18 protein-coding genes are annotated in these 13,636 nt (G+C 47.8%); 15 read left to right on the top strand and 3 right to left on the bottom strand.

Annotated features, from left to right (window positions below):
* Positions 1–18: 18 nt before the first annotated feature.
* From AC1DF0_RS01280 to AC1DF0_RS01235, 10 genes are all read left to right on the top strand, one after another.
* Positions 19–519: a GNAT family N-acetyltransferase gene (locus tag AC1DF0_RS01280; RefSeq protein ID WP_477572812.1), complete on the top strand. Its 501-nt coding sequence runs from the start codon at positions 19–21 to the stop codon at positions 517–519.
* 27 nt (positions 520–546) lie between these two features.
* The gene (locus AC1DF0_RS01275) at positions 547–1,128 is read left to right on the top strand and encodes a DJ-1/PfpI family protein (protein ID WP_442053241.1); all 582 of its coding nucleotides are present in this window, start codon (positions 547–549) and stop codon (positions 1,126–1,128) included.
* Positions 1,129–1,194: 66 nt separating this feature from the next.
* The gene (locus tag AC1DF0_RS01270; RefSeq protein ID WP_477572811.1) at positions 1,195–1,707 is read left to right on the top strand and encodes a P-loop NTPase family protein; all 513 of its coding nucleotides are present in this window, start codon (positions 1,195–1,197) and stop codon (positions 1,705–1,707) included.
* A 27-nt stretch (positions 1,708–1,734) separates the two neighbouring features.
* On the top strand, positions 1,735–2,322 hold the full coding sequence (gene pgsA / locus AC1DF0_RS01265) for a CDP-diacylglycerol--glycerol-3-phosphate 3-phosphatidyltransferase (protein ID WP_477572810.1): 588 nt from the start codon (positions 1,735–1,737) through the stop codon (positions 2,320–2,322).
* 47 nt (positions 2,323–2,369) lie between these two features.
* Complete coding sequence (locus AC1DF0_RS01260; protein ID WP_477572809.1) at positions 2,370–3,086, top strand: class I SAM-dependent methyltransferase; 717 nt, start codon at positions 2,370–2,372, stop codon at positions 3,084–3,086.
* Positions 3,087–3,090: 4 nt separating this feature from the next.
* Positions 3,091–3,636 (top strand): GNAT family N-acetyltransferase, encoded by a 546-nt coding sequence (locus tag AC1DF0_RS01255; RefSeq protein WP_477572808.1) that lies wholly within the window; start codon positions 3,091–3,093, stop codon positions 3,634–3,636.
* Between the two features lie 76 nt (positions 3,637–3,712).
* Entirely contained in the window at positions 3,713–4,648 is a 936-nt protein-coding gene (locus tag AC1DF0_RS01250) for an acetamidase/formamidase family protein (protein WP_477572807.1), read from the top strand.
* A 32-nt stretch (positions 4,649–4,680) separates the two neighbouring features.
* Positions 4,681–5,091, top strand: coding sequence for an NUDIX hydrolase (locus tag AC1DF0_RS01245; protein WP_477572806.1), 411 nt, complete (start codon positions 4,681–4,683; stop codon positions 5,089–5,091).
* Positions 5,092–5,102: 11 nt separating this feature from the next.
* A complete protein-coding gene (locus AC1DF0_RS01240; RefSeq protein WP_477572805.1) occupies positions 5,103–5,666 on the top strand; it encodes a GNAT family N-acetyltransferase in 564 nt (187 codons plus the stop codon).
* Between the two features lie 44 nt (positions 5,667–5,710).
* Complete coding sequence (locus AC1DF0_RS01235; protein WP_477572804.1) at positions 5,711–6,127, top strand: hypothetical protein; 417 nt, start codon at positions 5,711–5,713, stop codon at positions 6,125–6,127.
* Between the two features lie 78 nt (positions 6,128–6,205).
* Here the strand turns inward: AC1DF0_RS01235 and AC1DF0_RS01230 are convergent, their stop codons facing one another.
* Together AC1DF0_RS01230 and AC1DF0_RS01225 are read right to left on the bottom strand one after the other, a co-directional pair.
* On the bottom strand, positions 6,206–7,102 hold the full coding sequence (locus AC1DF0_RS01230; protein ID WP_477572803.1) for a hypothetical protein: 897 nt from the start codon (positions 7,100–7,102) through the stop codon (positions 6,206–6,208).
* 149 nt (positions 7,103–7,251) lie between these two features.
* Positions 7,252–8,193 (bottom strand): ribose-phosphate diphosphokinase, encoded by a 942-nt coding sequence (locus AC1DF0_RS01225; RefSeq protein ID WP_477572802.1) that lies wholly within the window; start codon positions 8,191–8,193, stop codon positions 7,252–7,254.
* A 74-nt stretch (positions 8,194–8,267) separates the two neighbouring features.
* On the opposite strand from AC1DF0_RS01225, the gene AC1DF0_RS01220 reads away from it, so the two are divergent.
* Genes AC1DF0_RS01220 through AC1DF0_RS01205 form a run of 4 tightly spaced genes read left to right on the top strand, consistent with a single transcriptional unit; the run spans position 8,268 to position 10,088 of the window.
* Complete coding sequence (locus tag AC1DF0_RS01220; protein WP_477572801.1) at positions 8,268–8,669, top strand: zinc ribbon domain-containing protein; 402 nt, start codon at positions 8,268–8,270, stop codon at positions 8,667–8,669.
* A 12-nt stretch (positions 8,670–8,681) separates the two neighbouring features.
* On the top strand, positions 8,682–9,110 hold the full coding sequence (locus AC1DF0_RS01215; protein ID WP_477572800.1) for a GNAT family N-acetyltransferase: 429 nt from the start codon (positions 8,682–8,684) through the stop codon (positions 9,108–9,110).
* A 7-nt stretch (positions 9,111–9,117) separates the two neighbouring features.
* Positions 9,118–9,546, top strand: coding sequence for a hypothetical protein (locus AC1DF0_RS01210; protein ID WP_477572799.1), 429 nt, complete (start codon positions 9,118–9,120; stop codon positions 9,544–9,546).
* Between the two features lie 17 nt (positions 9,547–9,563).
* On the top strand, positions 9,564–10,088 hold the full coding sequence (locus AC1DF0_RS01205; RefSeq protein ID WP_477572798.1) for a YfiT family bacillithiol transferase: 525 nt from the start codon (positions 9,564–9,566) through the stop codon (positions 10,086–10,088).
* 442 nt (positions 10,089–10,530) lie between these two features.
* Here AC1DF0_RS01205 and AC1DF0_RS01200 read toward each other — a convergent pair whose 3' ends face one another.
* Entirely contained in the window at positions 10,531–12,615 is a 2,085-nt protein-coding gene (locus AC1DF0_RS01200; protein ID WP_477572797.1) for a beta-galactosidase, read from the bottom strand.
* Between the two features lie 149 nt (positions 12,616–12,764).
* Here AC1DF0_RS01200 and AC1DF0_RS01195 point away from each other — a divergent pair, with 149 nt between their 5' ends.
* Complete coding sequence (locus AC1DF0_RS01195) at positions 12,765–13,622, top strand: AraC family transcriptional regulator (RefSeq protein WP_477572796.1); 858 nt, start codon at positions 12,765–12,767, stop codon at positions 13,620–13,622.
* The last annotated feature ends 14 nt before the right edge of the window (positions 13,623–13,636 follow it).

Here is a 13,636-nt window from a genome sequence, read left to right as displayed (position 1 = left end):
GGGCAGGAGGCCGAGGATTTGATTGTAGATACAGATGTTATAATTAGAGAGGCGAAGCATGAGGATGCGGAGACCATTCTAAACCTATGGCAGTCCTCCGCGCGTTGGCTGCTGGCGAATGGGATTAAGCAGTGGCGGCCGGAGTATTTTCATCTTGAGCAGGTCATCGAATTTATGAACGATGGCTCGAATATGTATTTGGCAGAGATGAACGGTGTTCCAGTAGGGACTTATGTGATTACATGGTCGGATCCTTATATTTGGCAAGAACTTGATAGCACGGATGCGGGATATATTCACAGATTTGCAGTTAATCGCGATTATAAAGGGTCAGGGATTGGCAGTTGTTTGATTCGTTCGGCTGAGGAGCAAATACGGCAACGCGGCAAGTCACTCGTTAGGCTGGACTGCATGGCGGCGAATCCGAGGCTGAATCAGTATTATCGAGATCTGGGCTTCAAGTATGTAAGAAAATTGGATAGCGAAGGTTGGAGCGCGAACTTGTACGAGAAGAAGTAAAGAGGAACAATTAAGGGGGCCTTCTGTATGAAAATCGCTTTGATTGTGTTCAACGGCATTACGTTTCTGGACCTCATAGGTTTTTATGATGTAATCTATCGATTAAATTTGTTCGAGCAGGCGAAGGGGACGTCATGGGATTTTTGCGGGCTTCAAGAGGAGATTACGGACGAGCTGGGGCTTGTCATTAAAGTCAATAAGATCAAGCCTGATCTTTCTGAATACGACATGTTATTCGTGCCGGGCGGCATGGGAACTCGCCAGCTTAGATTCGACGAGGAGTTCATTACATGGCTGAAGGGTGCACAGGGAGCACAACACGTCATTTCCGTCTGCACGGGTGCGTTGTTGCTTGGCGCTGCCGGTTTCCTAGAAGAAAAGAGAGCAACGACTAATCCAAGCGCATATGAGCTTCTCGAGCCCTATTGCAAGGAAGTTATCAAGTCCAGGATTGTAAAGGACGGTAATGTGATTACAGGCGGTGGTGTATCCACATCCATCGATCTCGCTTTGTATATCGTTGGACTGTTGGTTTCCGAAGAGGCTGTTCATATAATCAAGAAACAAATTGATTATCCGTATGAGACAGAGGGGATTGTTGAGTTTTAGTGCGATTCATAATCCGAGGGAGATGGGCCTTATCATGAGACCCTAATTGTCGAAGGAGCTGGTTGCTTGAAAATACGTATCATCGGTTCTTGCGGCAGCGGGAAGTCATTTATTGCGAAGCAGTTGTCTCAGAAGTATGGAATCCCATATTACGAGCTGGATAATATTGTATGGGATAGAAACGAAGATTCCTTGAAGTATCCGGAAGAAGTTAGAGATGCGAAGCTAGCTGAAGCTTTGAGCGGTGCATCGTGGATCGTGGAGGGCGTTCACTATAAATGGGGCCAAGACACGTTCAAGCAAGCAGATTTCATTTTTGTATTAAGACCGAATAGACTGGCTCGCGATTCGCGGGTCATATGGCGGTTCGTGAAGGTGAGATTCGGATTAGAGACATGGAATTATAAGCAAACGTTTAGAAATCTGTTACAAATGATTTTTGAATGGAATAGAGGTTATGATCGTGAAGGCATCCATCAGGTGCTGATATTGACCGAAGAGCATGCTGGGAAGCGATTTATTGTGAAGCGGAATCAGGAAATTCTGAAGATTTTGGGGCAGCGTACGGAGGCTTCATAACCATTCCGAATAAGAAGGAGAATACCAATGAATCTCGCTAATAAAATCACTCTAGTACGAATATTCCTTATCCCACTGCTCATAATCGTCTTACAACCGTATCCCCTTTGGTTAGAAAATAAAATGCCGCTGTTCGCCCATCTCAATGAATGGGGAATGATATATGCTGCAGTCCTATTCTTGCTTACGGCGGCAACGGATAAGCTGGATGGTTATATCGCGAGAAAGTACAGTATGGTTACTAATTTCGGCAAGCTGCTAGATCCGCTCGCTGACAAGCTGCTAATTTCAGTTGCGCTTATTATGCTTGTATTTCTGCATATGGTTCCAAGCTGGATGGTTATGGTTATCATCGGCAGAGAAGTTGTTATTACAGCCATTCGAGTAGCAGCTTCTCACAAAGGTATCGCATTAGCGGCCGATAAGCATGGCAAGATCAAAATGGTATTTCAAGTTATTGCTATTGCTGCAGTCATGCTTAACAATTCCCCTTATATATCTCTAACAAACTTTCCTATCGATATCGCTCTAATGCTCGTTGCGGTGACGCTGACCATCTACTCCGGGTACAATTATCTCAGAATGAATTACGATAGACTGGATTTGAAAATGTAATCCTTATTTGATTTGGGGCAGCATGAAGCTAACCATGAGGTGAGGCCGTGAATAGAGTCGAGAGAATACGAGGCGAAGAGAAGAAGTACCATGATGCTTGCTATGAAGAGCATAAATTATTCGAGCCGGGCTCATGGTTGCATAGGCCGGTCCAGACGGTTCTTGAAGTGCTGGAACAGTTCCAGGATTATAAACAACTGAACGTGCTTGATCTAGGTGCGGGGATTGGACGGAATAGCATTCCTATTGCTCAATCGTTGGTTGGGAGACAAGGCAAAGTCGTATGCGTGGACTTGTTAGAATCCGCTATTGCTGGTCTATTGGAGAATAGCAAGCAATTTGGGGTAGAGTCGTATATTGACGCGAGGTTGTCTTATATTGAGCATTTCAACATAGCTTCTTCTGAATATGACTTCATAGTAGCTGTATCTGCTCTTGAACATGTAAGCTCGGAAGCGGTACTTGCAGACAAGTTAGGCGAGATGGTTCGCGGGACGAAGCATGGCGGTATCCATTGCATCATTATAGGCTCGAATATCCAAGAGCTTGAGCTTCATACCAACGCGGAGCTGGATCCGATGTTTGAAGTGAACATATCCACGGAGCGTATGCTGCAATTGTTGGACGTACAGTATGCAAGCTGGGACGTGCAGAGAAGACATGTCAGAACTCTTGTATACGATATTGATAGAAACGGCATACCTGTTAAGCTGACGACTGATTGCATCACTTTCGTAGCTAGAGATAAGCGGGAGGAGGACTGAGGGAATGGAGATCGAATTGCAGCCGCTTGATCGATCGGAGTTGCCTATCATTGCGGATGCCGTGAGCGCTCAGGATAGAGATTTCATGTACCTATGGGCGGGAAGCACGTATACCTATCCGTTAACAATCGAACAGATGGAACAGCACTATAGCAAGGGGATTCACTCTATTGAAGCGGGTGTACTTCTATACAAAATCGTTGATTGCGATACACAGCGAATGATGGGGTCTGTTCAACTTGGTCGGATTGATTCCATCCGCAAAGAAGCGGTAGTCGGCAGGTTCCTTATTCATTCGGAGCAAGACAGAGGTCTAGGCATAGGCACGAAAGTGCTTCAGGCATTAGTGCGCATCGGATTCGAAAAGCTAGATCTCGAGCGGATACTCCTTAATGTGTACCATACTAATGCTCGAGCTATACGTTGCTACGAGAAAGTGGGCTTTCGCAAAACCTATTCAAAGAGGAAGCTGTATCAGGCGCTGAACGGCGAATATTGGAATGGCATGGAGATGACATTGGAAAAACAAGCATGGATGGCTGTCGATTGAGCTAAATATGAAAAATTCATTTGGAACGGTTAGGCATGTGTAAGAAAACAATGTGCCATTATTGGGAGGCGACTGTATGGCCAAACATCACATCCAATTAGAACAAGCTGCGCTGATCGGTTCTTTTACGACAGAAGCAACACCGATTATTTCGATGATATCCGGTGATTCTTTGCTATTCGAGACACTGGATGCAGGATGGGGAAAAGGCGCAAGCAATAAGGACCGTTTTAAACCCTTTTCAAGAAGAGAGAAGCTCGACGGCGGTCATGCGTTGATAGGTCCTATCTATGTGGAACAGGCGAAAAAGGGCATGACGCTGGGTATCACGTTCAACGAGATCATACCTGGCTCTTATGGATTCACCGCAGCCGGACAGTATCCGAATTGGCAAAATCAAATGCTTCACTTGACCGAATATGAGGAAATAACGTTAGATTGGAAGCTAGATAATAATAGGATGGAAGGCACATGTCGAATCAGAGACAACGCCTATACCGTTGGGCTTAAGCCTTTCATGGGAGTTATCGGCATGCCGCCTAATGAAGCGGATATTCATTCGACTTGGCCGCCTCGGTTCTGCGGAGGGAATCTCGATTGCAAAGAGCTGGTAGCGGGGAGCACTTTATATTTGCCGATTCCGGTTGACGGAGCATACCTTGCGATAGGAGACGGACATGCCCAGCAGGGGGATGGCGAAGTGAGCTGCCAAGCTATTGAATGTCCTATGGAACTGGTTGATGTTACGGTTGAATTATTACAAAACCAGACCTTGAACAACCCGAGAGCGAATACGCCGTCAGGATGGATTACATTTGGATTCCATGAGGACCTAAATGAAGCAACTGTACAGGCATTGGATGGCATGCTCGACCTGATGGGAGAGTTGTACGGTTTGAACCGAGTGGAGGCGATTGCTTTAGGCAGTGCTGTTATCGATCTTAGAATAACGCAGATTGTGAATGGCGTTAAGGGTGTTCACGCTGTTTTGCCTCATGATGTATTCAAATAAAGCAAGGTAATTGAGAAGAGGGATTGGCGGACATGGACGGGTGGTATGAATGGAATAAAATCGATCAGGACCTCATGAAGTTCGCTGTTATAATCGCACGGTTCAATGGGCAATTCGTGATTATCAAAAATGGTAAACGAGGCGGCTGGGAGATTCCGGGCGGAAACCGTGAGCCGGGAGAAGCGATATTGGATACCGCAAGACGGGAGCTGTACGAAGAAACGGGAGCGATTCAATTTGAGATAGCACCGTTCGGAGTTTATTTATGGAGAGGCAGCTATGGCATGGTGTTCGCAGCGGAGATCAAAGAGTTTGCGAGTTTGCCTAATTATGAAATAGATGAAATGAAGTTCGTGGATTCGTTGCCGGAAGGCTTGAACTTCGGCGACATGTTCTATCTTTTCGTAGAGAAGTGGATAGCATATACAGAGCAGCTACAGTGAGGAGCAAACAAATGATTCTGTTCCAAAATCAAGAGCTAAGCATCCGGACACTTGAGCCTAATGATGCGGAGTTGCTGGAGAAGTGGCTTTCTAACCCTGTTGTACTGGAGTATTACGAGGGGAGAGATCGTCCGCATGACCAGACGCTCGTTCAGCAGCATTTCTATGATGGGGCGGATACCGTCACACGATGTGTCATTATCTATGAATCGGTAGCGATTGGGTACATACAGTTTTACGAGATTGATGAAGAAGAAAAAGAGGAATATGGCTACGTTGAATTCAGCGGCAACATATTCGGGATGGATCAATTCATTGGAGAACCGCCGTATTGGAATCGTGGGATTGGCACGCGATTAATCAAGGATACGGTTCAATACCTGATTAATCAAAACCAAGCTGCTCGAATCGTAATGGACCCTCAGGCTTGGAACGCGAGGGCGATTAGGGTGTATGAGAAGTGTGGTTTCGTTAAGAAGAAGCTGCTACCGCAGCATGAGCTTCATGAGGGTGAATATCGGGATTGTTGGTTGATTGAATACGATAGAGATAAAGGATTATTGCAATTGAGATAGAATGGTTATAGTTAAAAATTGTATATATGAGGGAGGCAATCTCATTGATTAAATTATTGAAAAGTATCGCAGTTTTTTCTCTGATATCCATGCTTCTAGTGCATCCGGTGTCGGCAGAAGCGAAAACAGTGAAGTTAAAGGTAACATTAGTGAGCATGGAGTTAGTTGAAAATAACCATGTAGGCAATGAGTGGTATGCGGCTGCGTATGTGAATGGTAAGGAAGTCAAAACAGGAAGCACGGTTACGCTGACCTTGAAAACGACAGACAGCATCAAGCTTAAAGCGTACGCCGAGGAGCAGGATAAGATCCCTGAATCGGGAACTGCGACGTTGTCCGTCAAAGCGGCTAACGTAACGAAAACGATAAGCAAATCATTAAAGGTAACGGTAACGGAAAATAGAGGAAGATATTCGGGCAATAGCGCCGATTGGAAATTCACTTTCAAAATACAAAAATAAGAAAAAAACCAACTCTGCTGTACCCGTTCAGTAGAGTTGGTTTTTTTCCCAATAGGATGAATGTCGATCGAGGTTCCGTTAACTCAGTCTTTGCTGCAGCATCGAACCCAGCTCATCCGTCGTTTCCCATACGATTGGACGAATGAGCGAATGATGGACAATTTGACTGGTGTCTACGCGACTATAGTTAATCGTCCATAAGACGTTGATTTTTTTGCCGCCAGCATATCCCGCATCAAAAAACAGTTCAGGCGCATCGGCGTTAACGTCAGCAATAACGAGCTTGCTTTCCGCAATTTGCTGAGGCGTAGGATGATCATCGCGCCTGTGGCCGGAATAATTGACTAGCCTTGGCAAGTATCCGCACTGCTCCAGCTTGGGCAATAAGTTATCCGACCAGTCGGCAAACTCATCCTGGCTGCCGGCGATCAGGACGAAACAAGGCTTCATCTTTCTGCCTGCGGCTCTCGTCACGGCCTCGCTCCAGCCTTTCTCAGTCAGCTTGAACCTCATGCCTTCCCGATCGATGAGCTGCTCTTCTCTTAGCTTCTCGATGATATATACAAGCTCTTGCATGGTGGGCGAATACGTTAAATTAAAGTGTTGGCTTAGCGGATGGATCATAACCGCATCTCCGGCTTTGTCGGAATGCCTGTACAAATATTGGAGCAAGCGTGCGCCCTTCTCCTCTACGGAAACCGGTATGGCAGAGCTGTTGCGAATCGAATCCAAGTCTTCGAATGTCAGTGCTACAGACTCGCCGCAATCGGTCATCTCGCGAATATAACCGGATATACTTATATAGAGCTGCATCTTAATCGGATTCGATAAGGCATGGATCTGCTCATAGCTTTCTCTATGAAGACTGTAATGGCCGTCAGGCGCACAATAGCAGTCATTGTAAATGTCATAATCGCTCTCCGTTGCAACGTATACGAGAGCGCTGCAAAATAAACAACGTTTTTTCTCCATCATGGTTGCCCCCTCTACGTTAAACTTTCGATCATCATAGCGGATATAGGGGGTAATGTCCGATTAATAATTTCTAACCTTCCACATTCTAGGTATAAAAAAACTGCCCCATAGGAGATTTTATCTGCCTAGGGACAGCCTATTCCGAACATTTACGAACCCGATTTAAATAACGTTGCTATGGATCCGCCTTCGGTAATAATCTTAATCGCTGTTGCGATAATCGGCGACATCGGAAGCACGATGAATTTATCGGAATGGTTCTCGTCAATGGCGATCGTGTCCGTAATGACGACCTCGCGGATATTCGGATGCGTCAGCTTTCCAATCGCGTTGTCTGAGAACACGCCATGCGTCGCGCATATGTAAGCATCGTGAGCGCCTTTTTTCTTAAGCGCCTCGACGACATTGACGATCGTGCTGCCCGTATCGATCAAATCCTCAATGATAATCGGCGTCATGCCTTCGACATCGCCGATAATATGCGTAATCTCGGATTGATTGTGGGCGGGGCGGTTTTTGATCATGATCGCGAACGGACAATTCAGTCGACCTGCCAGTTTCTCGGCGGTAGTTGCCCGTCCTGCATCGGGAGAGACGACAACCGGATTCGTTATTTTTTTGCGTGTTAGATAGTCGATGATTAGATCGAGCGCGGTCAAATGATCGACCGGTATGTCGAAAAATCCTTGTATCGGATCGGCATGCAAATCGACGGTTATAATGCGATTCGCGCCGACCGTGGTGAGCACATCTGCAACGAGCTTGGCTGAAATCGGTTCGCGAGGCGCGGACTTACGTTCCTGCCGGGCATAGCCATAGTAGGGCATAACGATATTGACCGTTTTGGCGGATGCGCGTTTGGCGGCGTCGACCATAATGAGCATTTCAATTAAATGTTCATTAACGGGATGGGACAGCGATTGGACGATAAACACGTCGCATGCCCGAATGGACTCGCCGTAGGAAACATGAATTTCGCCGCTTTGTTGGCGGGATATAGAGATGTCTCCAAGCGGAATGTTCAGCTCTTTGCACAATTGTTCAGCTAACGGTTTGTTAGAGGAACCGGAAAATATTTTGACCTTTTGCACCTGTGATCCTCCTAATGAAAGACAGCATTCTTTTTTTTAATCATAACAAACTAAGGAAGGGAGAACAAATCATTATGATCGAATGTCCTTGGTGTCATAACGAAGTCGAGATCGTGAACAAACGTTGCCCGAAGTGCCGACAACGCTTGTATGAGGTTCAGGAAACGGATTTTGACGATGTTGCAGACGAAGTGATGGTTGGCGGACAACAAGATTCAGTCGATGAGGAGCTGCCGCTTAGCTTGGAGGATCACATTATAAGCAGCTTTACATGCGTGAAGTGCAAGTGCGAGGAGTGCGGCATCAAGGAGGTTGCGATGACCGGAACGGGACTCAGCAAGCTGATGGATATCCAGCATAACCATTATTTATTCGTCTCCTGTCTGGATTGCGGATATGTTGAGGTGTACGATCCGGATATTTTGCGCCAGAAGAAGAGCGGCAAGCTCGGGACGGGTTTGGACATTTTATTTTAAGGGTGATTTGGATTGATAGAGGGGCTAACCGTTCGAATGGGCTTGGATGATGATCTGGAACTGCTTGCGGTGCTGAACAAGCAGCTTATCGAGGACGAGAAGCATGATAACAAGATGGACTTGAATCAGCTGAAAGAGAGAATGAGAGCATTTATTCATTCCAACTATACCGCTTATCTATTTCTGCAAAATGGCGACGTCAAAGGTTATGCGCTGGTCGACCATGCGAGAGAGCCTTTGTATTTGCGTCATTTTTTCATATGTCGGCATTGTAGAAGAGGCGGCTATGGTAAGGCAGCCTTCCAACTGTTGAGGAAGCAGCTGGGTACAAGCATCATAGATATCGAAGTGATGGACTGGAATGAAGCCGGCCGGCGGTTCTGGGCATCGTTAGGGTTCAAGGAGAGAAGCGTGCAGATGCGCTTGGAGGAGATGAAGTGATTTCCGATTGAATATCATCTATGATTTACGGGAACTAGAAGGCACATGCTATATTGAAGTGTTGCCTGGTCCTTACACGGGGAAGTGTTGGAACGAAACATCGGTCTTTTTTATGGAAGAAGTGTTTGGTTACTTAGAACCGGCAATAGAGAGAGTGTTCCCGCAGTACGATCACTACGGGTTCGAATCAATTTCAATGGAGAATTGGGATAAGATTATATTACATCTAGAGGATATGAAGCTCTTTTTATTGAATCACCCCCAGGTGGAGCAATTAGAAGAACATATCGGATTTATATTTCTTAGTACTAAGGATGAATTCGTAGCGGATATGCCATCCGCATGTGAAAAGCTAGCTGCACTACTGGAAGAATTCATAGATTGGATCAAACAAACTTTTCAAACGTATGATCGTATTTCGATACTAGGCATATAGCGAAGGAGAGACACAACATGGATCTTAGATACCCAATTGGAAAATTCGAGTTTGCAGGAGAATGCTCGACGTCTCAGAGAGAGCAATGGATTAGCGAAATTGAGTCACTGCCATCGAGAGTTGTGGATGCCGTTGCAGGCTTGACCGAAGAGCAATTGAACTTGCCCTATCGTGACGGGGGATGGACGGTACGTCAGGTCGTACATCATCTAGCCGATAGCCATATGAATAGTTTGACGAGATTCAAGCTGGCGCTGACTGAGGACGAGCCGACGATTAAGCCTTATTACGAGGATCGTTGGGCAGAGCTTGAGGATTCGGTAAGCTTAGACATCGCGGTCTCCATTGCATTGCTGGAATCGCTGCATAAGCGATGGGTTGTGTTGTTGAAGGTGATGAAAGAAGCGGATTTCGAGCGTTCGTTCATTCATCCGGAATCGAAGAAGACGATCCGTCTTGACTATAATCTTGGACTGTATGCTTGGCATGGTAAACATCATGTTGCTCACATTACATCGCTTCGAGATCGACTTAACATATAGGCGCGCACCGATGGTGGACAGAATAGGATGAGAAATCCCTCCTATTCGCCCAAACATAGGTTACAGTGAGGAGATAGGATGGGAAGTTCGTCTTATTCTCCTTAAGGAATGCGAATGGAGTAGGCTGGCGCCGACTGTGAACAGAATAGGATGAGAAATCCCGCCTATTCGCGCAAACATTGGTTACTGGGAAGAGACAGGATGGGAAATCCATCCTATGATTGACGTGGAATGGGCAAGTTGAAGGGAAAGCCGTGCTGGTGGATGGAATAGGATGAGAAATCTTTCCTATTCGCGAAAGCATGGGTTACTTTGAAGAGATAAGATGGGAAGTTCGTCTTATTCTCGGCGATGAATGCGAAAAATAGGTGAAGAAGCCAAGAAGCCTCCAAAAGCTGCATTAGCAGCCTTGGAGGCTTCTTGATTTATTTATTACCTGTAGTTAGCTCAATACAACAACGCCGTAACCTTCGAGCGTAACCTCGCCGCTAAGCTGCCGCCCTGTAAGCAGGTCGGTCTTCGGCTGGCTGATTGTGACAACAGCCGGCTGCTTGCTGTAGTTGAGCAGGAAGTGGAGCGGACCGCTTTCGTCCTCGCGCACCGCAAGCTCGACTTGCATCGGCAGCTGCAGCCATTCCTGCGTTGGCGATGCAAGCCCCAGCAGATCGATGATTTGATCTGCCGCTGCATCGTTGAACACCGCGCCATAGTACCATGCCTCGCCTGCGCCAAGGCGATTGCGCGTGACGGCAGGTTTGCCCGCATAATGATCGCTCGCATATCTTGCAAGCACCTCTACCGTATCAGCCTCAGGCAGCAGCACATCGTTGAACGAGTCTGCGCCAGTCACAACCGATTCGCCGCTCGCAGACTTCTGCTCCCAGGTCATCGACATAGGTGAGCGAGTTCCCTTAACCATCGTGAACTCTTCTACGGAAATACCGCATAACCCGGCCGCAGCGCCTGGGAATGGTCGCATATAGCAATGGCCGCGCTCATCCTTGTAGCCGGTACGGCAGCCGAAGATGACGATGCCGCCTTCTCTCACGTATTGCTCCAGCAACGCGGCCGTTTCGTCGCGCATAATGGTCGGATGCGGATAGACAAGCACCTTATAGCGCTGCAAATCGGCAAGAGTTGTCCCTGCGCGCATGAATAACGTATCGCTAGGAATGTGGCGATATTGCAAAGCTTTGAACCACGCCTTGCCGCTGGCCCAAGCGAACGGCCCATGCCAAATATCGTATTCGCCATCCCACTCGTTGTCGTAATCGCGAACCAAAGCGATATTCGCCGTGTAGCGGGTGCTGGCGATACGGTTGCCGGCAGCAGCGAGCTCTGCGCCGATCTGACCGGCCTCGCGCACGCGGCGATTCGGCTGGTTGTGGTAATCGTTAAGGCCATGCCAATAGATTTCGGTGCCGAACGTCGCTGTCCGCCAGCGGAAGTAAAGCACCATATTCGCGCCATGCGCGATCGATTGATACGTCCATAGACGCATTTGTCCCGGCTTAGGAGACGGCATATCCATCTTGTTCACCCAGCCGCCCGGACCGGCCTGCTGCTCCATGATGCAGAAGTTCGGTGAGATCGAGCGAACAGCGCCGAGCGATTGACTCCACCCTCTGTCGGCGAGCGGATTGACCTCGTTCGGATCAAAGTAAATAGTCGAGAATTGCGGATATGAATCGTAGCTGAAGAAATCGAGCAGCTCATCAGTCATTTGGTGGTTATTAAGATGCCCGAACAAGCCGTTCGTCGTTACCCAATGGTTCGGAGCTAGCTCGCGCAAAATATCGGCCTGAACCTTCGCGAATGATATCGTATTATCGGAAATAAACCGTTTCTCGTCGAGCGCCAGATGCGGATTCGGCTGCTTGCCTCCTGGACCGATTCGCGGAAGAAATACTTGTTCCCAGTCCGAATACGTCTGGCTCCAGAACACGGTCCCCCATGCCTCATTCAGACGGTCCAGCGTTTCATATTTTGCCTTCACCCAAGCGCGGAAGGCAATATGATCCGCTTCCGCATAGAACTCTCCGATCTCGCAGTTGAACTCGTTGTCGATCTGCCAGCCGATTACTGCCGGATGATTCTTATATTGCTCGGCCATCTTCCGTGTAATAATGGCGGACAACTCGCGGTATTTCGGGCTGCTGTAGTTATAGTGGCGGCGAAGGCCATGCTGCATGACGACGCCTTCTACCGTGGCGTTAAGCACCTCAGGGTAACGGTGTGTCAGCCAAGCTGGCGGCGTAGCGGTAGGCGTGCCGAGGATCACTTTCAGACCATGCTTATGCGCTAGATCAAGCGCGCGATCGAATAGTCCAAATTCAAATACGCCCTCTTGCGGTTCGAAGATTGACCAAGCGAATTCGGCAACTCGGATGACCGTGAAGCCGAGCTCGCGCATCCGGCGGAAGTCGTCCTCCCATAGCTCTTCCTTCCAATGCTCAGGGTAATAGCAGACGCCTAGCTTGAACTCCTCCAGCGCTTTATCATGTGGGTTAGTACTCGTTATATTCAATGTAACTTCCTCCTTGGATATCGCTCTAGTGTGACTATATTGCGGTTGTAGTGTATATTAATCATTGTAAAAACGATATGTAGAATCGTAAATGATAATATACTGCTATTGATATTAGAATATTGCGGAGTTGAATCAAGGAGGGCTATATGATGCTGGAGCATTTCGTATTACCGAAGCCGGCGTTCTCTGAATATGTGTGCTACCCGGATTCGCTCGGAAGGTACAACGACTATCCACAGCATGCTGAGCGAAGAGAACAAGGACAAATGATGGATTACAATCTGCATTTCATCTTTAGTGGAAGCGGGTATGCAGTGAACAATACAGGAGGCGAAAAGCTGCTGCTGAGGGCGGGAGACGGATTCCTGTTTCCGCGCGGCGCTTACCAGCAATACGGGACGATCCCCGAGGATACTTGGGATGTGCGGTGGATTCATTTTGACACAACGATTCAATTGCCTCATCTGAGGGAAGCAGAGGATTTCGGGAGCTGGTTCTTCACCTTCTCCAACAAGGAGAGGTTCAAGCAGCTAACGGAGGAGATGTACGGGCTATGCCGTCCGTTCGAAACGAGGAATGAGCCGCGTCTATCGGTGCTGCTCTACGAAATATTAGTGGAGCTCGCTCAGCATTCGGTGCGGCTCGAGGGCTCGGCTGGATTGGAGAAGCAAAACGTGATTCGCGCCGCAGCCGACCAAATCCGCCATCGCTGCGAAGAAGGCTGGACGCTTGAGCGTATGGCGGCGCTATCGGGCTACAGCGTGTTTCACTTTCTGAGGTTGTTTCAACAGGTAATGGGCAAGACGCCGAATCATTATGTGACGGAATGCCGCCTCGTTGCAGCGAAGCTATTGCTCGCCACCACATTGCTGCCGATAACGGAAATTGCCGCCCGAACGGGCTTTTCGCAGACGAGCTACTTCATCCGTGTATTCCGAGCGGCGGAAGGCGTTTCTCCGAAGCAATATCGTACGATACGCGGACAAAGCGCGGGCAGAACATAGAACGTTCCAACTGG

This window comes from Paenibacillus sp. 05T425, assembly GCF_056396205.1.
This window is presented reverse-complemented; position numbering and strand designations above follow the sequence as displayed.